The 20728-nt window shown below is 69.5% G+C and carries 16 protein-coding genes and 1 tRNA gene; 6 read left to right on the top strand and 11 right to left on the bottom strand.

Translation table 11 applies throughout. The features are described 5' to 3' along the window. Nucleotides 1-11: 11 nt before the first annotated feature. From ACQP2F_RS18065 to ACQP2F_RS18040, 6 genes are all read right to left on the bottom strand, one after another. The gene (locus ACQP2F_RS18065) at nucleotides 12-2735 is read right to left on the bottom strand and encodes a glycosyl hydrolase family 95 catalytic domain-containing protein (RefSeq protein WP_433305435.1); all 2724 of its coding nucleotides are present in this window, start codon (nucleotides 2733-2735) and stop codon (nucleotides 12-14) included. 276 nt (nucleotides 2736-3011) lie between these two features. Beyond that, the gene (locus ACQP2F_RS18060) at nucleotides 3012-5408 is read right to left on the bottom strand and encodes a DUF3488 and transglutaminase-like domain-containing protein (RefSeq protein ID WP_433305434.1); all 2397 of its coding nucleotides are present in this window, start codon (nucleotides 5406-5408) and stop codon (nucleotides 3012-3014) included. 76 nt (nucleotides 5409-5484) lie between these two features. Beyond that, nucleotides 5485-6630 carry a DUF58 domain-containing protein gene (locus ACQP2F_RS18055; RefSeq protein WP_433307552.1) on the bottom strand — a complete coding sequence of 382 codons (1146 nt, stop codon included), beginning with the start codon at nucleotides 6628-6630 and terminating at the stop codon, nucleotides 5485-5487. Between the two features lie 122 nt (nucleotides 6631-6752). Beyond that, a complete protein-coding gene (locus ACQP2F_RS18050) occupies nucleotides 6753-7745 on the bottom strand; it encodes an AAA family ATPase (protein WP_433305431.1) in 993 nt (330 codons plus the stop codon). Nucleotides 7746-7756: 11 nt separating this feature from the next. After that, the gene (locus tag ACQP2F_RS18045) at nucleotides 7757-10318 is read right to left on the bottom strand and encodes a fibronectin type III domain-containing protein (RefSeq protein ID WP_433305429.1); all 2562 of its coding nucleotides are present in this window, start codon (nucleotides 10316-10318) and stop codon (nucleotides 7757-7759) included. A gap of 203 nt (nucleotides 10319-10521) precedes the next feature. Beyond that, nucleotides 10522-11871 (bottom strand): tetratricopeptide repeat protein, encoded by a 1350-nt coding sequence (locus ACQP2F_RS18040; protein ID WP_433305427.1) that lies wholly within the window; start codon nucleotides 11869-11871, stop codon nucleotides 10522-10524. A 188-nt stretch (nucleotides 11872-12059) separates the two neighbouring features. On the opposite strand from ACQP2F_RS18040, the gene ACQP2F_RS18035 reads away from it, so the two are divergent. The 3 genes from ACQP2F_RS18035 (at nucleotide 12060) to ACQP2F_RS18025 (ending at nucleotide 13126) form a co-directional block, all read left to right on the top strand. Further along, nucleotides 12060-12144 (top strand) — tRNA-Leu (locus ACQP2F_RS18035). A 117-nt stretch (nucleotides 12145-12261) separates the two neighbouring features. Beyond that, nucleotides 12262-12747, top strand: coding sequence for a hypothetical protein (locus ACQP2F_RS18030; protein ID WP_433305425.1), 486 nt, complete (start codon nucleotides 12262-12264; stop codon nucleotides 12745-12747). Further along, nucleotides 12740-13126 carry a hypothetical protein gene (locus tag ACQP2F_RS18025; RefSeq protein ID WP_433305423.1) on the top strand — a complete coding sequence of 129 codons (387 nt, stop codon included), beginning with the start codon at nucleotides 12740-12742 and terminating at the stop codon, nucleotides 13124-13126. The genes ACQP2F_RS18030 and ACQP2F_RS18025 overlap by 8 nt, the downstream gene beginning before the upstream one ends. A gap of 7 nt (nucleotides 13127-13133) precedes the next feature. Here ACQP2F_RS18025 and ACQP2F_RS18020 read toward each other — a convergent pair whose 3' ends face one another. Next, nucleotides 13134-13529 carry a transposase gene (locus ACQP2F_RS18020; protein WP_433305421.1) on the bottom strand — a complete coding sequence of 132 codons (396 nt, stop codon included), beginning with the start codon at nucleotides 13527-13529 and terminating at the stop codon, nucleotides 13134-13136. Nucleotides 13530-13881: 352 nt separating this feature from the next. Here ACQP2F_RS18020 and ACQP2F_RS18015 point away from each other — a divergent pair, with 352 nt between their 5' ends. After that, on the top strand, nucleotides 13882-15036 hold the full coding sequence (locus ACQP2F_RS18015; protein WP_433305419.1) for a hypothetical protein: 1155 nt from the start codon (nucleotides 13882-13884) through the stop codon (nucleotides 15034-15036). Between the two features lie 368 nt (nucleotides 15037-15404). Here the strand turns inward: ACQP2F_RS18015 and ACQP2F_RS18010 are convergent, their stop codons facing one another. The 4 genes from ACQP2F_RS18010 to ACQP2F_RS17995 all read right to left on the bottom strand — a co-directional run bounded on the left by ACQP2F_RS18010 (nucleotide 15405) and on the right by ACQP2F_RS17995 (nucleotide 18101). After that, on the bottom strand, nucleotides 15405-15590 hold the full coding sequence (locus ACQP2F_RS18010; RefSeq protein ID WP_433305417.1) for a hypothetical protein: 186 nt from the start codon (nucleotides 15588-15590) through the stop codon (nucleotides 15405-15407). Between the two features lie 97 nt (nucleotides 15591-15687). Next, nucleotides 15688-16275, bottom strand: coding sequence for a recombinase family protein (locus ACQP2F_RS18005; protein ID WP_433305415.1), 588 nt, complete (start codon nucleotides 16273-16275; stop codon nucleotides 15688-15690). A gap of 4 nt (nucleotides 16276-16279) precedes the next feature. Then, nucleotides 16280-16972, bottom strand: a complete 693-nt coding sequence (locus tag ACQP2F_RS18000) for a recombinase family protein (RefSeq protein ID WP_433305413.1) — start codon at nucleotides 16970-16972, stop codon at nucleotides 16280-16282. 178 nt (nucleotides 16973-17150) lie between these two features. After that, nucleotides 17151-18101, bottom strand: a complete 951-nt coding sequence (locus ACQP2F_RS17995) for a TIGR03621 family F420-dependent LLM class oxidoreductase (protein WP_433305411.1) — start codon at nucleotides 18099-18101, stop codon at nucleotides 17151-17153. A 472-nt stretch (nucleotides 18102-18573) separates the two neighbouring features. Between ACQP2F_RS17995 and ACQP2F_RS17990 the strand changes: the two genes are divergently transcribed. Next, nucleotides 18574-19950 (top strand): alpha,alpha-trehalose-phosphate synthase (UDP-forming), encoded by a 1377-nt coding sequence (locus tag ACQP2F_RS17990; protein ID WP_433307550.1) that lies wholly within the window; start codon nucleotides 18574-18576, stop codon nucleotides 19948-19950. A 159-nt stretch (nucleotides 19951-20109) separates the two neighbouring features. Then, on the top strand, nucleotides 20110-20541 hold the full coding sequence (locus ACQP2F_RS17985) for a nitroreductase/quinone reductase family protein (protein WP_433305409.1): 432 nt from the start codon (nucleotides 20110-20112) through the stop codon (nucleotides 20539-20541). The last annotated feature ends 187 nt before the right edge of the window (nucleotides 20542-20728 follow it).

Raw genomic sequence — 20728 nt, 5'->3', positions numbered from 1 at the left:
GGGACGGTCTCCTACCCGTTGACTGGCGTGAACTTCTCCCAGGGACCGATGGCGTCCCGGTTGGCGATCAGCGCGGCGGCTCCGGCGTTCTCGGCCACCACGTACTTGTTGTTGACGGTCGCGCGCAGGCTGATCGTGCCGTCGCCGTTGGTGACGCGGGCGAAGGTCTCCCACGGGCCGACGGCGGTGCGGTTGGCGATCAGCGGGTTGGCGCCGGCGTTCTCGGCGCAGACGTACAGGTTGCTGGCGCGGGACCGGAGCGCGACGTTGCCGCCGCCGAGGTCGATCAGGTCGAACCGCTCGGTGGCGCCGATCGTGGTGGCGCCGGCGATGAGGTTGCCGCCGGCCGGGGCGCTGACGTATTTGCCGTTGGCCTGGGCGAGCAGCGCGGTACCGCCGCCGGACGCGGCGCCGAGGCCGAGCGTGGAGGCCGTTCCGCTCAACGTTTTGACGCCCTGGTTCGGCGTGCCGGTGAGCGTCGTCGAGGCGTACCCGGAAAGCGGTTTTGCCGTTCGTTCGATGACATAGGTGGTGCCCGATGTGGTGGCGAAGGCGACCTCGGCGGTGGAAACGGTGGTGAGAACGGCGTTGTCGGAGGTGCGGCGCACCCGGATCTGCTCGGTGCCCCACGGGTTGACGACGCGGGCCGGCTTGCCGAACTGGCTGCGGAGGCCGACGTATTTGGTCTCGCCGGCTTCGCGCTCGGAGCTGACGACGAAGCCGTCCTTGGCCAGCAGGGTGAACTTGCCGACGAAGGCCGGGTCGTTGGGGAGGGCCGGGAAAACCCGGATCTTGTCGTTGTACGACTGGAGCAGCGACTCGTTCATCGCGGCCAGATGAATGCCCAGATATTCGAAGACGCCATTGGTGTTGTTCGTCATGCCGTTCGGATAGTTCTGGTATTTCTGCAGCATCGTCCGCATGCCCTGGTACGCCTGCTCGCCGAGGCCGAGACGGGCCGCGTGCACGTGGTCGTTGGCCCAGACGTTGCCGTACGGGAACGGCCGCACGTTCCAGGTCTGGATCGCGGTCGCCGTGTCCGGATAGCCGATTCCGGTCCGGTCGTAGGGCCAGACCAGCTCCAGCGCCACGTTCTCGCCGTTGCGCGTGGCGGCGATCGGCGGGTCGTGCGGCAGGTAGGCGCCGTTCTGCACCTGGTAGGGCGCGAGGTTGTTCACCACGTCCTGCCAGCCGGCGCGCAGCCCGGAGTCGAGGCCGAGGTCGGTCGAGACCTGGATGGTCAGCGGGAACAACAGGCGGATCGCGGCCAGATCGGTGATCGCGTTCCGCACGTCCCAATAGGTCTCGTGTGCGTTCGAGCTGGCCATGTAGTACTGGGAACCGTTGCGGGACAACCGGTTCTGGTAGAAGCGCACCGCGTCCCTCATGAACGGGTAAGCGACGTCCCGCAGATAGGCCGCGTCGTTGGTGTACCGGTAGTACAGGTACATGTTGTAGGCGGCCTCGGTGCCGGTCGAGTAGATGTCGTTGACGAAGTCGCTGCCGACCGTGCCGCGGGCATTGCCGTCCCAGCCCATCGTCTCCGGCACCCACAGCGAGTCGGTGCCATAACGCGTTTGGGTGTACGCCTTCAGAGCGCCGGCGTTGCGGGAGTAGAGATTGTTGAAGGTCCGTAACAGGTCGGCGTGATTCGAGGCGTAGAACGAGTTGTAGACGTCCCGCTGGTTCCAGTACCAGTAGCCGTTGCTCCACTTGGAGTTGTCCTGGGTGGCGCGGAAGACGCCGTTGATGAAATGCAGCGGGTAGTTGCCGTATCCACCGGCGGCAATCATGTACGTGGCCAGGTAGTAGACGTTCTCCAGGTAGTCCGAGCCGCCCGCGTTGTACTGCACGAACGACTTCTGCCAGAACGCGTGCCACCAGTTCCGGTAGTTCGTCAGCGTGCTTCCGTAGCCGGTCGCCTTCACGGCGGCCAGCTGGTTCCTGGCTTCCTGCACCGAGTTGCGGTTGGGCGCGTTGATCCGGCTCGTCGCCGTGAACCAGACGGTGTAGCTGCTGGTCGGCGTGATCGTCAGCCGGACCCGCGTGCCGTTGACGGCCTGCGTGGTGTAGCCGGCGCCCTCGACGGTCGCGGCGAACGTGTAGCCGAACCCGTTGGCGTCGGTCTGCCCGCGGCTGAGCCCGGCCCCGGTCGCATCGGCGTACGTGCTGACGGTGCGCCACGTGTTCAGGTCGGGCACGTCGGCGATGTTCTGTACGGTGCTCATGTCCCACAGGCTCAGCTCGAGCGCGATGCTGCCGCCGGCCGGGCCGTCGACGTGGACGCCCATCACCTCCGAGTTCGGGGCGCCCATGACGGTGACGGTGCGGTTGTTGTCGTATTTCGTGGTCAGCGTGCCGTCGTACAGCGAAAGCCGTTGCTGGAAGGTCGTGGCCGTGGTGTCGAGTTGCAGGTTGAGGTTGCCGGCGGCGTAGGTGGACTGCTCGGCCAGGTCCACTCCGGACACCTGCATGGTGAGGCCGTTCTGGCTCCAGGCCATCGCGCCGGTGCGGCCGTTGCCGACGGTCAGGCCGCGCAGCGGATCGGTGTTCGGGCGGTTGTAGACGATGTCGTGCTTGGCGAGATAGCCGGCGTAGTCGACGTTCAGCGCGCCGGTGCCGGGGTTGAACGCGGCGTCGGTGGGCGCCGCGCCGGCTGGGGACGGGTGGGCGACGAGCAGGCCGGCCATGAGGAGGCCGGCCGCTGCCGTACGGAACACTTCGCGCACTCTCATGTGGATCCTCCGGGGAACCCGCGGCGGCGATCGCGTGACGAAGAGTTAACATAGGATGTCTGGCGCGGTCAATCTTTCCCTGTCGATGTCTCACAGGTTGCCGATTTGGTTCCTGCGCTGCTTGATTCGACAGTGATCACTTTCCACCGTTTGCTGAAAGATCCGATGTCTGGCGCGCAGAATCACGCCGCGGCGATGACGTGGAAGGCAGCCGGACGACGATCGTGGGTGGTGATCGGGGCGGCTCGACGGGACGCGGTCAGCGCGCCCGGGTGCTCAGCTTTCGCGGTGCCAGCGCAGCGGGCCCGGGTGCACGCTCCACCATGCGCGACGCCACCATGAACGGCGAGCACGCAACGCCTCCGCGTAGGCGACGGCCTGACGCCCGGCCCGATCCGCTTGCCCGGCATCGGCGGCGCCCGGCGCGAACCCGACGGTATTGATCCCGGCAACCAGCTCGTCGAGCGGCGGCAGCATCTCCTGCGGTCCCGCCTCCTGCGACCCGCTCTCCGACCGCGCCGCCTCCTGCGACCCGCTCTCCGACCGCGCCGCCTCATGCGACCCGCTCTCCGACCGCGCCGCCTCATGCGATCCGCTCTCCGACCGCGCCGCCTCCTGCGACCCGCCCCTCCCCGCCGGCGCGGCCCCCCGTCGATCGCCCGCGGGCGGGACCGCTCGCCGCAGCCGGCTTTGCCGGGGTGGGGCGGGCTTCATCGCGTACGCCGCCGCCTCGGAAGCCGCCAGGTGGGACGGCATGGGCCGGCCCGCCAAGCGCAAGGCGTCGCTCAGCTCCGCCCAAGCGCCGCTGATGCGATCGTCCGGAGTACCCGCCGTTAGACGACGGCGAGTGAGCGAGCGACGCATGCCGACCAGCGTGAGCGCCGCCGCCGCGAACACCAGCACCAGCGTCCCCGACGCTCCCCCGGCCACCACCGCAGCGCCCGGGCCACCGTCCTCCGCGGCCGCCGGCACCGGCGCCGGCGCCGACGACGAGGCCGAATCGCTCGGCGTCGGCGGCTCCGACGGCGGCGACGGCGGCTTGGTCGGCTTCGGCGTGTAGTCCTCCTCGACCGGCCGCGGGTTCCTGCTCTTGGGCATCGGGTCGAACGCCACCCACCCCAGCCCGTCGAACAACACCTCCGGCCAGGCGATCGCGTCACCCCCGGTGACCGTGCCGCCCGCGGCCGGCGCGTCGAAGCCCACCACCACCCGGCTCGGCAGCCCGGTGAGCCGGGCCAGCAGCGCGAACGACGCGGCGAACTGCTCCGACGTCCCGCGCTGCCCGCCCTGGTCGCGCGGCCCGAAAAGAAAGAAGGCGAGATTGGGGTACGCGTGGCCGCTCGGCGCGTCGGCGACCTTCCGATAATGTTCGGCCAGGAACTGCTCGATCGCCGCCGCCCGGTCGTAGGCGGCGCCGTTGCCGTCGGCCAGTTGGTCGGCCAGCCCCTGAATCTGGTCCGGCACACCTGGCCCCACCGTCAGATAGCGCGCGACCGCGTCCCCCGACGGCGAGTCCGCGACGTCGAGCAGGTTGAGATCGGGCGTCTGCACCTCGGAGACGACCCCATACCGCACGCCCGCCGCCAGCTGCTCGGGCCGGATCAGCGTGCCGGTCGCCGCGTCGAAGGCCACGCGCGCCCCCGTGACCTCGGTCGGCGTGGGCACGACGGGCATGAGGCGGCCGGTCAGCCCGTCGATGGTGATCTGCTGGCGTACCTGCCGAATGTCCGCGTCCCCGAGTCGCGGCTGCTGCGGAAGCACCCGCCCGGCGTTGCGATAGGTCGCTCCCACCCGCCAGGTGATCCCGTCGTAGTCGGGAAGGACGGCCAGCCGCAGCCGCACGGTCCTGCCCTTGATCCCGGAGATGCCGGAGATGTCGAACAGGTGCTGCTCGGGGGCCAGCGCCCAGCCCGAGATGCGGTTGAGCGGGCTCTCGTCGAGGCTGTCGACCTGCGGTGGCTGCACATAGCGCCTCGGATCGACCGGGCTCGCCGTGACCTGACCGCCGACCCATGGACCGATCGTCGCCGCCAGGACCGCCGCCAGCCCTCCCGCGGCACCCGCGAGCGCTCGCCGCCCGCCCGAACTTTCCGACTTTTCGCTCTTTACCGTCCGCGTGCTCGTGGCCAGCGCCGTGATCGCGCACCCGGCGAAGGCCAGCGTCGTCCATCCCGCGGTCGCCGCGTTCGGCCCCACCACGTAGAGCGCCCCCGCGTAGAGCGCCACCGCCGGCAGCAGCCCGAGCAGCACGCGCCCCGCCCGCACCGCGACTTCCGTGGCGGCCAGCCCCGCGAGCCAGGCCGCGACCACCGGCACCACCACCGTGTCCGGCGCCGGCTCCACCGGAATCATCGCGGTCAGCAGCCGCGGAATCCCGTTGCCCAGCGCATCCCGCACCACCTGCCCGAACGGCCCGCCAACACCGGCGCGCCCGGCGACAAACCACAAGACCATTCCCGTGTACGCCGCGAGCAGCACCGCCGAGACCGGGGCAACCGTCCAGTTCGGCAGCCGGCGCAGCGCCAGGCCGAGCCCGACCGACCCGGCCGCCGCCCCCAGCACGAGCCACACCACCAGCGGATCCGCATAGATCCGCCCCAGCACCACCCCCGCCAGCGTGATCATCCCGGCCAGCGCCGCCGCCACGACAAGCGACCGAGCCCACCTCACCATCCGCGGACCCCGCCCGCCGGCGGCCGGCCCACCCCGCGCCGCAATCCGTTATTCGCCGCGCTGTTCGACCGCCGGGTCACCATCCGCGGACCCCGTCCCAGGCCGCCGCGAACTCCTGCCCGCTCTCCGCCTCGATGACGATCAGGCCGTCCCCGGCCGAGACCGGCGCGCCGTCCCGATCCCCGAAGAGCCCGGCCAGCACCACCGGATACGCGCCGCGCAGCCCGCCGACCGCCCCCAGATCGCCGCGGCCGCCCGGCCCGGTCAGGAAGACCAGCGTGTCCCCCACCCGTTGCGCCCGCAGCCGCCGCACCGTCGCCGCCAGGTCCCCGTCCCGCAACGTCGCCCGGGTCAGCACGTCCAGATAGGGCCCGCTCGCCACGTCCGTGACCAGATGCAGCCCGACCGGCACGTCCTCCCGCGCGGCCGCCGCCACGATCGACGCCGCCGCCTCGCACGCGGCCTCGAACGACTCGGCGATCCCGTCCCGCAGCCCGGGGTGCGCCGCCACCCGGTCGTCGAGCAGCACCACGATCGTCGGCTCCGACGTGTCGAGCTGCTCGCGGACCATGAGCTCGCCGACCTTGGCCGAGCTGCGCCAGTGCACGCGGCGAAGCTCGTCCCCCACCACGTACTCCCGCAGTGAGTCGAACGTGATCGTCCCGTGCGGCACCTTGTCGATCCGCCCGTCGAGGCTGCGCGAGATCCCGGCCGGCACCGCCCGCAGCAGATGGATGCGGGGATGCACCCACACCTCGGCGACCCCACCGTACGTCCGCGCCAGCCGGATCAGCCCGAGCGGATCGCCCCGGGTGACCCGCAGCGGCCCGATCGGCACCACCCCGCGCCGGCTGGTGGGAACCGGATAGTCCACGGTCGTGTCCCGCCCCGGCCGCAGCCGCAGCAGCGGAACCGGCACACTCGCACCCCCGCAGCGGTCGAGAGCCACGAGGTTGGCCGCCCGCAGACGGCTGGTGTTGCGCACGGTGAGCGTCATCCGCGCCGGTTCGCCGCGCGCAACCCGATCCGGATCGGCGACCCGTTCGACCCCGAGGCGCGGCCGCCAGAGCGCGAAGACGGCGCCGCAGATCAGCGCGACCAGCCCGATCGTCCCGAGCAGCGCCAGATCCGGATAGCCGAACCGGAAGCCGCCGACCAGCAGCGCGAACGCCCCGGCCGCAAGCCCGACGCCGCGCCCGGTGATGCCGCGGCGGCGCCACAGTAGGCCCGGGCCGCCGCCGGCCGGCGGAGCGCTGCCGGCCGGCGACGGCGGCTCGGTGGTGCCGGCCTTCGACAGCGGCCCGGTGGTGCCGGCCCTCGGCGGTGGCTCGGCGGCGCGCCCGGTCACGCTCCGGCCGCGACGCGGTGGCCGTCGGGCAGCGGCACCGGCACCGAGCGGACCGCGTCCGCCAGCACCTCGTCCGCCGTCACCCCGCGCAGCTGCGCGTCGGCCGACAGCAGCACGCGGTGCGCGAACACCGGCCCGATCAGCTCCTTGAAGTCCTCCGGCAGCACGTACCCCCGCCCGTTGATCAGCGCGAACGCCCCGGCCGCCCGGGTCAGCGCGATCACCCCGCGCGGGCTCACCCCGACCCGCACCTGCGGATGATTGCGGGTCGCCGCCGCCAGCCGCACCGCGTACCCGTACAGCGGATCCGCGATGTGCACGTGCATGGCCATCCGCACCATCTCGCCGACGGTCGCCGTGTCGGTCACCGGCTCGAGCGCGTCCGGTGAGCGCATCGCGGCGCCGCGCAGCACCTCGATCTCCACCTCCTCGCTCGGGTAGCCGACCGACAGCTTCACCAGGAACCGGTCGAGCTGCGCCTCCGGCAGCCGGTACGTCCCGTCCATCTCGACCGGGTTCTGGGTGGCCACCACCAGGAACGGCTGCGGCACCGGATGCGGGACGCCGTCGACGGTCACCCGCCGCTCCTCCATCACCTCCAGCAGCGCCGACTGCGTCTTCGGCGACGCCCGGTTGATCTCGTCGGCGATCACGATGTTGGCGAAGACCGGCCCCGGGTGGAACTCGAAGCCGCGGCTGGCCTGATTGAAGATCGTCACGCCGGACACGTCGGACGGCAGCAGGTCGGGTGTGAACTGGATGCGCCGCCACTGCCCCTGGATCGACGCGGCGAGCGCCCGGGCCAGCGTCGTCTTGCCCACGCCGGGCACGTCCTCGAGCAGGACGTGCCCCTGCGCGAACAGGGCGGTCAGCGCGAGCCGGACCACGTCCGGCTTGCCCAGCACCACCGCGCCGATCCGGTCGGCCAGCGCCGCCGCGACCTGGGCGAAGCCCTGAATGTGCTGCGGCGGGAGGGGTTCGGTGTGCACGCGGGCGTTCCTCAGCAGGTCGGTAGGGCGTTGATGTCGTCCCCGCCGTCGAGGTTGAGCCACGCCCACGGGATGTAGTTCTTGCCGCTGTAGTTGACCTGGACCCACCAGGTGCTGCGTTTGTCGTTGTTGTAGATGTACGCGTACACCTCGTCGCCGGTCTTCTTGCAGTACGCCGTGAGCCTCGTCCCCGGTTTGGCCCAGCCGACCTGCTTGGCGTTCTCCTGCCTGGTGACGCTGAAGATCTCGTTGCCGTTGCGCCCGGACACGTCGGCGTCGCAGTAGGTCGCGGTGTCGCCCTTCTGCCCGTTGTTGCAGGTCGCCGTGCCGACAAGCGTGTCGGTCGTCGCCTTGGCGGTCGCCGTCGCCTCGCCGGCCGCGTTCTTGGCGGTGATCGTGAACGTGTACGCGGTCCCCGCCGTCAGCCCGTCGACCGCCAGCGAGGAGCAGCTGCCCGACTTGGAGCCCGCTCCCGACGCCGCGATCGAACAGGTCGCCGTGCCGCCACCGGCATCGACCGTGAACGAGACCGTCACCGCGGTCGCCGTCGGGTTCGAGCCGGTGACCGTGATCTTCGGCTCGGACAGCGTCTTGGCCGTGGCCGTGCCGGCGGCACTCTCCCCGGCCTCGTTGACCGCCTTGACCTCGACCGCGACCGTGGCGCCGTTCCCGAACCCGGTCAGCGTCGTGGCCGTCCCGCCGGTCACCTCGGCCGACTTGTCGCCGGCCGTCACCACGTACTTGCTGATCGGCCGTCCGTTGTCGGCCGGCGCCTGCCAGGTCACCTGGATCGCACCGGCCTGGCTGCCCACCGTGGACGCCTCGACGCCCTCGGGCCGGCCCGGCGCGGTGAACGGCACGACGCTGTCGCTGACCGGCGACGCCTTCGACCCCGCGCCCCGCTCGTTGACCGACACGACCGTGAACGCGTACTGCTTGCCGTACTCCAGCGTGCCCGCCGGGATCGTCAGCGACGTCTCGGTGGCGTCCCCGATCGGCGCGCTGCCGCCCTCGGAGATCGCCGTCACCGTGTACCGCTTGATCGCCAGCCCTTGCCCGTTGGCCGCGGGCCAGCTCACCACCACGGTCCCGTCCGGCTTGGCCTCGGCCGTCACCGCGGTCGGCGCGTCCGGCACCTCGGAGGTCGGCACGATCGTGTTGCTCGTCCGGGACGGCCCGTCGCCCTTGCGGTTCACGGCATGCACGGCGAACTGGTACGACTCGCCGTTAGTCAGCCCGGTCACGGTCAGCGACCGCTGGTCGGCACCGACCGGGAAGGTCCGGCCGGCGCCCTCGACCACGTACCGCGTGATCGGCGCCCCGTTGCTCTGAGCGGCCTGCCAGGTCACCCGGGCCTCGGCGTTGCCCGCCGCCGCCCGCACGTTGCGCGGCGCGCCCGGCTTGGAGACCACGGGCTTCTTCGGCTTCGGCGGCGGAGGCGTATCCGGCGTCTTGGGCTTCTGCGGCGGGTCACCACCGAGCACGTCGTCGGCGTACTTGTCGACCACCCGCACCGTGTGCGCGTCGTCCACCACCCGCGCCGTCGACGAGCCCGGCGCGTTGATGAACAGATAGCCCTCGCGCACCTCGAGCTCGAGCGGCCCGCCCGGATTGTCGAACGTGATGTCCTTCTGCGCCTTGCCCGCCGCGTCGAAGACGTGCACCGCGCCGGAATCGGTGTCGGCCACGTAGAAGAAGCCCTGCCAGGCGACCGCCGGCTGCATCTCGGTGCCGCTGCCCGGAACCGTGAAGTCGGTGTGCGTGCCCTGGTCGCCGACGACGTAGACGTGCCGCGAGTCGGTCACCGTCACCGGCACCGAGCGCCCGTCGGTGTGCGCCGGCACCGTGCCCGGCCCCACCAGCGGCAGGGTCACCGTCGACGTCGCCCGGTCACCGTGGATGGTGGCGAGCGCATTGGTCGTACGGTCGAGCACCGCCACGCCGTCCTCCAGCGTGGTCACCACCAGGTCGTGGCTGGCGGCCGCGACCGCCTCGGTGCGCACGATCCGCGGGCCGCCCGCCGCGCCGCCCGGCCCCTGCGACGACAGCACCGCCGGCGCGATCGCCGTCACCGTGCCCTCGCTCGGCGCCGCCACCCACAGGCGCCCCTTGCCGTCGAACACACCGCCCGTGATGCCCGGCGGGAACCGCAGTTCCTGCCCGATCGGCCCGAGCGACCGCGGATCGAGCTGCTGCACCCGCCCCTGGACGGTGTCGACCACGAACGCGGAGTCGTCCTGCAGCGCGACCCGCACCCCCAGGCCCGGCGCCGAGGAGTTGCTCCAGAACTGCTGCAAAGTGGTCAGATCCATCGAGCCGATCTGGCCGGTGTTGACGTCCCGCAGGATCACGAACCGGTCGGTCTGGCTCACCTCGAGCCGATGCCCGCGCACGGTCGGCACGTCGACCCGGGTGTCCACCTTGGCGGTCACCCCGTTGATCCGGGCGACCTCCCCTTTGGAGCGGCTGAACACCCACGAGGCCGCGTCGAAGCTGGCCACCGCCTGGTCGGCCGCGCCCAGCCCGAGCACGGTCAGGCCGAGCCCGCCCGCGAGCACCAGAACGGTCGCCATCGTGACGAGATAGCCGCGACTACGCCACCGACGTCGTGGCGCGGTCGCCTCGTTCGTGACGCTGTCTGCGCTGGTCACTGGCCGCGTTCCTCCCGTTTGACGGACGCCCTCCGCAAGGACGTGGGCCATCATAGGGGGAGCGCGGTCGGCGTCGATACCCGGAAGTCACGGTTGTGGATAACTCCGGACGCGGAGCGTGATCATCACTTGGTCGACGTCGGACGGTTCGTGCACGCCTGCTGCGAGGTCGCGAACTTGTCGTCCCGGTACACCGCCACCACCGCGAAACAGTAGTTCAGCTTCGCGCTGAGACCGGTGATCTCATAGATGGTCTTCCCAGGTCCGAGCGTGCTCACCGGCTTCAGCTGCTCCCCCGGGTGCGCCATCGCGACCAGGAACGACACCTTCCCGCCGGCCGGGTCCGACCACGTCACGGTGATGGCCGTACCGGCGTCCTTTATCCGCACATTGCCGGGCGGATCCCCCGCGAGAGTTGGCACATCCGAGCCGCTTTTGTCACCCGCGCGATTGGCAAGCACGAAGACCAGCGCGGCCACCGCGATCAATGCGGCAAGCACCGCGGCGATAGCCGCAAAGACCCCCAAACCCCGCTTCTGCCCGTACGCCTCGGAGCCCGTTTCCAACTTTTGCGAGTACGGCTGTGGATAACCCGCCATCGCCGGTTGTCCCCATGGCGGGGCAGTTTCCTGAGGCATGCCCCAGCCCGGCACCGTAGCTTGTGGTCCGCCCGGCTGAGGGCCGCCCGCCTCAGGGCCGCCCCAGCCCGGCGCCGCCCCCTGATGGCCGCCCCAGGCCTCGCCGGGCTCCCCGGCCTGCCCCGGCGGCTGATTCCCCCAAACCGGCGGCGGCTGGGACCAGACCTGCTGGTTGCCCGTCGCGGGAGGCCGCACGAGCTCGCCCTGCCCCGCCCTCGCCGGCTCGGCCGCGAAACTCGCCGTCGGCTCGTCGACCACCGGCTCCGGAGTCGCCTGCCGCGGGATGGCCGTGAACGCCGTCGTCGGCTCATCCGAGGAAACCGCCGGCGGCGCACCGGGCTGCCGGACGGCCTGAGTCGGGTGTTCCTCGCTGGCAGGAGCCGGGTCGGGTGGGCGTACCGGCGCAATCTGCTCTTGCCCCAGATAAGCCCGCGCCTCCGTGACCGCCGGATGCCCCGCACCCAGCGTGGCCGGCCCGAGCTGCGCCACCCGGCTGAAAGCCTTGCGCGCCTCGAGCCGGTTGCCCAGCTCCTCGGCCACCGCGCCGATGTCGTGCGAGATCTCCAGCATCAGCGCGTCCGAGTCGCCCAGCCGCCACAACCCCGCCGCGTAGGCGTTCTCGAGCACCCGGCGCGCCCCGGAGGGATCGTCGGCCCGCCGCAGCAGCCCGCCCAGCTGAAGGGCCGTCCGCAGCACATCTGGATCATCCTCGGCCAGATTGACTTTCCCCAGCTCAACGGCCCTCTCCAGCAGCGCGATGGCCCCGGTCAGATCACCGGAGTCGGCCAGACTCTGCGCCCGCTGCCGAGCAGGGGTAAGTGGGGATGGTTGCGACACGCCCGCCATGCTGCCCCGCCCCACCCCACGAACGCCAACCGCCGGAGGTTATGCCCGGAAATGTCCAACCCCCCACCCCTGCTGCGGGGGCCGCGGAGGGCCATGTACAGTTCTCTCCTGTGCGGCTGACCGGGCGCACCGATACTGGGTGGGAGCCCAGCGAGGGGACCGGTAAGCTGTCAGTGCAGGTCCGGGTGGCGGAATGGCAGACGCGCTAGCTTGAGGTGCTAGTGCCCTTTATCGGGCGTGGGGGTTCAAGTCCCCCTCCGGACACAAACTTGTAGCATTCGTGCGTCAAACGGCGTACCGGTGGTCAGGCGTCTCTGACCACGCAGATCAGTCCTCTAGGGCATGTTCAAAACCGGTCGGTGCTGGCTGGTGGTGGGTGCCGTGAGCGACGTTTCCCTCCCGACGGTCGTGCCACCGGTGGTTCTCGCCGACCGCGCTGCGCGCCAACCGCGAAACTCGGCGGCGCCGTTCTCCGCACGGCCGCCGCTGCCGCTGATGGCCTTGTCCGACAAGCGAGCCGGCTCGGCGGTCTATGGGTTCAGCACGCTCGATGCCGGCGGTCGGGTCGCCGATCGGGTGATCATGGCGGCGCTCGGCTGGGTGCCCGGTGGGCGGCTTGATATCCGTGTGAGCCGGGGTCTGATCGCCGTCTTCCGCGACGATCGGGGCATTTTCCGGGTGACGGCCCAGGGTTTCCTTCGTCTTCCCGTGGCGGCTCCGCGGTGGTGCGAGGTTTCGACGGGTGACCGGGTGCTGCTGGCCGCCTATCCCGAGGGTGACCTCCTGGTGGTGCATCCGCCGGCTGCGCGGGAGGCGGTGGTCGACCGGGTCCACGCGGAGGCGCTCGGGGCAGGTATCGATGGCTGATCCGGCGATCGACGAGGCCGGGCTCGAGGCCGCCCGGCTGCTGCTGCAGCGGACGGGTATTTCGCCGCTCGATCTGGTCGCAGGGGTGGCGGCGCGTCCGGCGCCGCCGACGTTCGCCGACTATGTACCGGTGATCGCCGCGTCCACTTCGGCCAGCCTCCTGCGGGCCTACGGAACGTACTGGGACCGGTTTGTCGAGCGCTGGGGTACCCGCCGGATCGATGAGGTCACTCCGTCGGAAATTCGCGCCCTGATCACCGCGCTGCTCGGCCGGCTTGCCGACGATCTCCACGCTTGTGCGCGGGTATTCGCCAGCCCAGTCGACCAGCCGGCCAGCGAAGCCCTGAGCGGCGAACACGTGCAGGATCGGCGAGCGTAGATAGAAGCTAAGCAGGGTGGGTTTGCCGCGCGTCGCGGTCCTGCCAGGAGGCGGCCACCACGCAGACCACGACCAGCAGGCCGAGGGTGTCGGTGACGATGAACCGCTTGCGGCCGTTGATCTGATTTCCCGCGTCGTAGCCGCGTGTGTCGGCGCCGACGGTGTCCGCGCCCTTGACCGACTGCGAGTCGATGACCCCGGCGCTCGACTGCGGGTCGCGGCCCTTGGCGTGGCGGACCAGCTCGCCTAGCTCGTCGAGGATCCGCTCGGTGGTGCCACGCTCGTTGAACTGTTTGAAGTGGCCGTAGACAGGGTGCGAGGGCGGGCAGTCGACCAGCAGATACCGCCACGCGCAGCCGGTGCGGATCATGTACAGGATCGCATCGACGATGTCGGCGATCATGCTTGAACGGCCGGCCCATTCACTTGGGCAGCGGCAGCATCGGTTCGACGATGTCAATGGGCGTCGGTCAGGTCAGACGGATACCGGCGTTCATGAACCACACCGGTCTACCGGGCGGTGCCGACCGTCGAGCCGGACACGCCGTCCGACCCACATCTGAACACCTTCCAACTCACCCGCGGCCGCGTTGAGGCCTTGGCTGAGCATCGGCATCGGAAATCCGATGCATTCACTGAAAGGCAGCCGACAGTCGATGCGAGCCGTCGATGGTTCAATTGAACATTTATGATTCGCTACTTGTGGAGCCGGCATGAACAGAGGTAACCGTCGGCCCGGATCAGATCCCACGTCCGTGGCCGTGACGTTTGGCGTGATTCTCCTAGTTCTAGCTTTGGTGGCCACGGTGCCAAGAATCAACCCATTACTCGTCCATCAGACTGGCAAGGATCTATCGGGCCTGGCGCGATTCAACGCCATCGCAATGTTCTTCATGGCATCGGTCGGCTTGATCAGTTTGCCACTTTACAACCGACTGGCGGGACGTCGTTTGTGGATATGGCTGCTAGCGACCACCGCCGCCACTCTCGCCGCCCTAGTCGGACACTGGGTCGTGGGGCTGATCATCTACGGCGTCGCCTTGATGGCGACAGCGGCGGCCGCCTGGGTTTTCGTGGCGCCGGCACGCATCGCGCCGGAGGTAGAACCCGCCGAGGTGCAGCTGCTCGATTTCCGTGACCGGCTGGAGTTCGTCGACGCACGTCTGAAGCTCCAAAACGAGGTCCGTAACACTGCAATCCAGACCGTGACGGCTCTGGCTGTCCTCGCCGGCGCTGTCGTTGCATTCGAGCAAGTTCAGGAAACCAATCGGCAGGCCCAACTGGCAAGGGAACTAACCGTACGGAGCCAAGCCAACGAACGCTTCACCCAAGCGATTCAACAGCTCGGCGACAACCGTCTCGAAGTTCGGCTCGGTGGCATATACGGCATCGGTCAAGTGATGGCCGAGGCTTCGGAAAACCGAATCGCCGGTACCGAGGTGCTAGCTGCGTACCTGCATCGGCGCAGTCCCGTGCGCCGGCCACCGGCCGCCCGGATCGAGCCAGGGTCGCTGCGAGCTCGAGCGCCGGACACCCAAGCGGTCCTCGATGTACTTAGTTACCGGGGCGCGGCCGTCGGAGATCCGAGCGTCAATCTCAGCTCTCTCGACCTCCGCGGAGCCGTAATCGGCGGCAGGTTTGGCTTGGACGGATGCGTCAATGGCGATCTTGGAATCGCCGACTTCAGTAACTCTGACTTACGCGCGTCGACGTTTATATGCGTCAAGATGGAATACTCCATATTCCCCCGCGCCGACCTGCGTCGTGCCTCGTTCGAGCTGTCCACCCCAACGGCGGAGCCGGGCGAGGCGCCGCCGAAACCGCTCATGCTCGTGCGGCTACGGAATTCGATCGTCGACCACACCACCAAGTGGCCGCCGGGCTTCGACTCACGGGGTGTGACCGGCTGAGGCACCATAGACGCGATGGGCCCCGGGAGACCGAGGATGGGGGCATGACGACCTCACTCGACACCATCGAACCGACCTCATTGAACATGTAGCGCCGTAGAGATTCGGCGGACCGTCGCGCTCAGCATGGTTGCGGCCGGTCGTCGCCCTAGGAGTTCCTCGAGCCCTCGGACGAGCTTCCTCAGCAGCCGACCTCAGCCGCGAGCGACGATCCAAACGGACGCATCCCCCTCAGGGCTGATCCGGCTTTCCTCCGAGGCGCTGACCAGGTAAAATACGTGCATGAACACTCATGCAGGGCATGAGTGTTACAAGTGGGGGTTCAAGTCCCCCTCCGGACACGTTAACCCCCACGGGTCATTCACGTTTCATGTGATCCCGGCGGGGGTTTTGCTTTTCCGGCTTGCCGCGGCAAACGCGTCGCTTTCTTGGTTGACCGGCCGGTACTCCCCAGAGTCCCTAGGGGCCGATGGCACCTGCTGCAAGCGTTCGTTTTCCGGCTCGTCCACGTCAGGTTCGGACTCGTCGTCGACATGCGCCGCGGCCTCGATCATCAAGACGCCCGGGCCGCAGACGACGACCAGGTCGCCGGCTCTCAGGTACGCCGCCAGGTCTTCGGCGGCGCCCAGGAGAGCGATATCGCGGTGAGCATCACGAAGTTGCCGGAACAGCCGGACCTGCGACCAAGTACACCCACTTCGGGCCGTCACCCGCTCGATGCGCCGAGGTGCTGCCGTGACGGCACCGATACCCCGGATTGCCGTGTACCCAATGACCGTCCAGCCGGCGCCCGCACACCGCACAGACCAACACCCCGGTCAGCGCATACCGACGAGCGTTGCCATCGTCCGGCAGGCCGATCGCCGTGATCCGCTGCGCCACGGCGAAATCCTCATCGGTGACCAACGCCGGATGCGTGTACTCGCGGGAGACGACCCAGTCGCTGCGGTCGCTCCACACCCGCACCGGGCCCAGACTCGACCGCCTGTCCCCCGGCACCGCCTCTCGATGATCGGTGTACTGCCGGTTCCACACCTGCCGGCCGGTATAGCGAGGATTCGCCAACAGCGCCTCCACCGTCCGCAACGTCCAGACCGTCTGCTGCCGGTGCGGGTTCCGGATCCGGTCATAAGCCCCCGGTGAGGGCACCCGCCGCTCGTTTAGCATCCGCGCGATCGCCGCCTGACTGCAGCCTTCCAGCCGACGGGCGAAGATCCACCGCACGTGCGGGGCGGTCACCGGATCAACATCCAGGCGTCGCTGCCTGCGGCCCCACATCGCATGCACCAGATTCGGGTGCGGCCCGGCGTCGACCAGCTGATAGCCCGTACGGCGGCCGGCCACCCAACATCCGGCCCTGCTCACGAACCTGAGCCGCCATCGCCGCCGTCGTGCGCGACCGATTCCGCAGCACCTCCCGCTCCGACTGGTGACCCGGCATCATCAGCAACGCCCGATGCTCCGGCTCCGCCAGATCTACCGGGCCTCGGGCCTCGGGCAGCCACACCTGCACGCCGTAGGCGTTCAGCTGCGCGATCACCGGCTGGGCCTGGCCGGCGGCGAACGCCCGCTCGAACTCGGCGACCACCACGGCGTCGAACATGCGCTCTGGGTTCGCAGCCGCTATCAGTAGCGCCGAGGCCTCCGGCCGCCGCGGCCACGGCAGACTCCGCGACGCCGCCGTGTCGAAGAACTCGACCACCACCCGGCCGTGTCCGGCGACCAACCGGCCCGCTGCCTCCACCTGCCACGCTCGCGAGGACACCGGATCCTGAAACCGCGCCGTCGAGATCCGGCCGTAGAACGCGAACCGCGTACCACCCGCCGGCAATGGCCGAACCCGGCCTCGTATCCGCCGTGCACCCGGCGCCTGTAGCCACGTAGTGAAGGCGCCACCGACAGCGGTGCCGGTACGGGCAAGTCCGGGATTCGGCATCGGCGATCACCTCACTCTGCCTGGGACGTGGACCGCTCATCCAGCGGTAGCACCAAATCGCCCGCGGTGACACAACCGGTCACCCGCGCAACGCTTGGCGTACCAGATCGGTCACCTTGGAGATGGACGGCCAGGCCTGGTGTGACACCGAGCCGTGCGGCGGGACTGTCCCGTACGGTCAGGCCAGGACCCGGGCCAGCGTCGGCACGTCGTTGTCCGAGCACACCAGGTAGGCCAGGCCGAACCGTTCGCGTCGGGCACGTAGGTCGTCACGGATTTGCCCGACCGACCCGACGAAGATGGTCGGCATCGCCCACACCGCCTCGACGTCGACGCCGGCCCAGCCGCGTTCCCGGATGAGCTGCTCAGTGGCCTCCCGCCGGTTGTCCGCGATCCGCACCGTGACGAACGTGCTGATCTCCGGCGGCGTCGGGCGGCCGGTGGCGGCCTCGCGGATCACGGCGAGCTTGCGGTCAAAGGCCTCTGGCGAGCGGTCGCGTGGGTCGTCGCTGTCCTTGCCGCCACGGATCGGCGCCGGCAGAATCCCGACCACGTCGGCCACTCGTGCCGCGACGCGCAGCATGCGTGGGCCGCCGGCACCGACGACGATCGGTGGATAGCCGAATTCGACAGGGACGATTCCCAGATCCAGACTCTTTATCCGGTACGCCGAACCGTCGTGATCGACCGGCCGCCCGGAGAACAGCCCGCGCACGATCGCCAACGACTCCTCCAGCCGGTCGATCCGCCGGGCCGGCGCGTCGAAGCCGATGCCGGCCGCCTCGAACTCCGGCGGGAACCAGCCCGCGCCCAGCCCCAGCTCGAACCGGCCGCCGCTGAGCTGGTGCAGGCTGACCGCCTCGTGCGCGACCAGCGCCGGGTGCCGGAAGTCGTTGGACAGCACCATCGTGCCGACCCGGAGCCGCTCGGTGACCGCCGCCGCAGCCGCGAGGACCGGGAACGGGGCGAACTGCGGTCCGTACGCGGCGGCCATCAGGTGGTCGCGGACGAGAAACACGTCGATGCCGGCGTCCTCGATCCGGTGGACGTGGTCAACGAAGGCGCGGCCCGTCGTCGCGGTCTCGTTGACCACCCCGAAACGGACACCGGCCAGCTGGTCGAATGGCATCGCTTGACCTCCACGTCCGGGCCAGGGGCGGCCCCATCAGACTACTGCCGCCGACCTCTGCCTCACCCGCGCCCAACACCGCGCTGTCGCCTGGCCGCTCGACCACGAGCTCATCGACCAGGACACCGCCGATCGTTCTTCGACCACCGCCCCGATCTCCCCAGATCGGTTGGTCAGAACGAACGGCGCAGTGCCGATTCACCACGTCGGCGCGGCTGCCCGCCGGTTGTTCTTCCCCAGGGACGGCCCCAGCCGGGGAACCATAGCCAGCCTGTTCAAAAATCCGAAGGCCGCGGGATGGGATCACGTCCAAAAGGTCGTCGAGTATCTGGGCGGCGACGTCCATTGGTTCCGAGAGCTGTGGATCGCGGCGCGACTCGCGGAAAACGCGCCGGCCGGACGGCAGGCGTTGGCAGGTGCCCCACTGAACGATGACGGTCTTGAACCGGCCGCCCGCCACTACCCCTTCGCGATGGTCACCTATCGTCTCCCAACGCATGAGGGGCCGACGATGGCCTGGCAGCGACCGATCGTCGGGCCCTCATCCGTCATCGGTGAGCTGCTGCGCGGCCGGGAAGGTGTGTGGATCGGCTCCAACGGTACAGACACCGTCCGGCCCAACGCCGTGTTTCGCGGCATGAGGCTCGAGCCGGTCCAGGCGACGGGCGAGGATGAGAGCCGGCACTACAACGGATTCAGCAACTCCAGCATCTGGCCGCTGTACCACTACAACGTCGAGCGACCCGAGTTCAACCCGGACTGGGACGAGGCCAACCGCACTGTCAACCGCCGGTTCGCCGAGGCTGTGGTTCGGACCGCTGAGCCCGGCGCCACGGTGTGGGTGCACGACTACCAACTACAGTTGGTGCCGGCGATGGTACGCGAGCGGCGGCGGGACGTACGCATCGGATACTTCCTGCACATCCCGTTCCCCGCACCGGAGATCTTTGAGCAGTTGCCCGTCCGGGCCGAGGTCTTGCGCGGCATGCTCGGTGCCGACCTGGTCGGGTTCCAGCGGCCGCTATCGGCCGAGAACTTCCTGCGAGCGGTACGGGCGCTGCTGGGGCTGACCACCAACGGCGACGTCGTCACCACCCCCGACAACCGGAGGGTGATCGTCGACCACTTCCCGATCTCTGCCAACGTGGCGGAGATCGAGCGGCTCGCCGAGTCGGCCCTGATTCAGCGGGGGGCCCGACGGATCCGGGCCGATCTCGGAAATCCCCGCACGATGCTGCTGAGCGTCGATCGCCTCGACTACACCGAGGGAATCGAGGAACGGCTGCGGGCCTACGGGGACCTTCTCGATAGCGGCACCGTGCGGCCGGAGGACACCGTGCTCGTGCAGATCGCCACGCCGACCCGTGAGCGGATCGGCACCTACGCCGGCCTACGCGCGCGCATCGACCAGACAGTCGGCCGGCTGAACGCACAGCATCCCCGGCGTGGGGGTTCGGCCGTACACTACCTGGTCGCGCAGCCGACGTACGACGAACTCATCGCGATGTACACAGTTACCGACGTCATGATCGCCACACCACTGCGAGACGGAATGAACCTCACGGCCAAGGAGTTCGTGGCCAGCCGCATCGACAACCACGGTGCACTCGTCCTCAGCGAGTTCGCCGGCGCCGCCGCCGAACTGCGCGACGGGGCGCTCGTGGTCAACCCCAACGACCGGCTCGCGCTGCAGAACGCCATCCTCGAGGCGATCGGCATGGACGCGGCCGACCAGGAGCGCCGCATGAACGCGCTGCGCAGGCAGGTGCGACATCATGACATCACGGCATGGGCCGCCACATTCACACAACGCCTCAGGCGCCAGCCTGATCCACACATCTCGATGTGACCTCACTGCTTGAAGGCATTTGATCTTGGCGTTATGCCCTAGGCCACCGGCGGAGCGATTCCTTCCGGGCGCCTCGGCGGTCTACACCCGGAGATCTCAATCCTCGGAGATGCCGGGGATCCGATCACCCCGAAGATCGTAAGAACCGAGGAGGGACCTGTGCCCACCGTGCCATCCGACGACGAGTTCCGGACCTACAACCAGGGTGTCATCAGCGAGTTCCGCGCCAATCACGGCACGGTCAGCCGCCCGCCGTTCCCGATCCTGCTGTTGACCACCACCGGAGCTCGGACAGGACGGCAAACGACCGTGCCGCTCGGTTTCGGCATCGACGACCGCGGCCGCGTATTCGTGGTCGCGTCCAAGGCCGGCGCGCCCAAGCATCCGTCCTGGTTCCACAACCTGCGAGCCAACCCGGCAGTGACGGTGGAACTCGGCGACGGCTCCTACGGGGCCCGGGTCATCGTTACGACAGGCAAGGAGCGCGAACGGCTCTACCGCCAAGTCTCCGACGGCACCTCGGCCTACGAGCAGAACACCAAACGGGTGTTTCCGGTCGTCGTCCTTGAAGGCGTTCCCGCCCCGACCTGACCCCCGCCGCCGTAGGCCGTGGATGCAGCGCACCGGCCCGGGCGAGCGTGGCCCGGTGACTATCCCACGCTTCGGCGCCCGCCGCGGCGGAAGCCTCATCAAGCATCCCGGCGCCGCTTCCGGTACTAGAACGGCCAGCGATCGCTGCGGAACCCGAACCGTTCGATCCGTTCCGTCAAGGAACGGT

The organism is Actinoplanes sp. CA-030573 (assembly GCF_050951115.1).
In the GTDB taxonomy this organism is placed as follows: domain Bacteria; phylum Actinomycetota; class Actinomycetes; order Mycobacteriales; family Micromonosporaceae; genus Actinoplanes.
Note: the sequence above shows the minus strand (reverse complement) of the source record. Positions and strands in the feature narration are given on the sequence as shown.

Bases quoted from the DNA above. Each gene is read 5' to 3' on its own strand.
- ACQP2F_RS18065 (WP_433305435.1), bottom strand. From the start codon at position 2,735: ATGAGAGTGCGCGAAGTGTTCCGTACGGCAGCGGCCGGCCTCCTCATG.
- ACQP2F_RS18060 (WP_433305434.1), bottom strand. From the start codon at position 5,408: ATGGTGAGGTGGGCTCGGTCGCTTGTCGTGGCGGCGGCGCTGGCCGGG.
- ACQP2F_RS18045 (WP_433305429.1), bottom strand. From the start codon at position 10,318: ATGGCGACCGTTCTGGTGCTCGCGGGCGGGCTCGGCCTGACCGTGCTC.
- ACQP2F_RS18025 (WP_433305423.1), top strand. From the start codon at position 12,740: ATGGCTGATCCGGCGATCGACGAGGCCGGGCTCGAGGCCGCCCGGCTG.
- ACQP2F_RS18020 (WP_433305421.1), bottom strand. From the start codon at position 13,529: ATGATCGCCGACATCGTCGATGCGATCCTGTACATGATCCGCACCGGC.
- ACQP2F_RS18010 (WP_433305417.1), bottom strand. From the start codon at position 15,590: ATGATCGAGGCCGCGGCGCATGTCGACGACGAGTCCGAACCTGACGTG.
- ACQP2F_RS18000 (WP_433305413.1), bottom strand. From the start codon at position 16,972: ATGCCGAATCCCGGACTTGCCCGTACCGGCACCGCTGTCGGTGGCGCC.
- ACQP2F_RS17995 (WP_433305411.1), bottom strand. From the start codon at position 18,101: ATGCCATTCGACCAGCTGGCCGGTGTCCGTTTCGGGGTGGTCAACGAG.
- ACQP2F_RS17990 (WP_433307550.1), top strand. From the start codon at position 18,574: ATGGTCACCTATCGTCTCCCAACGCATGAGGGGCCGACGATGGCCTGG.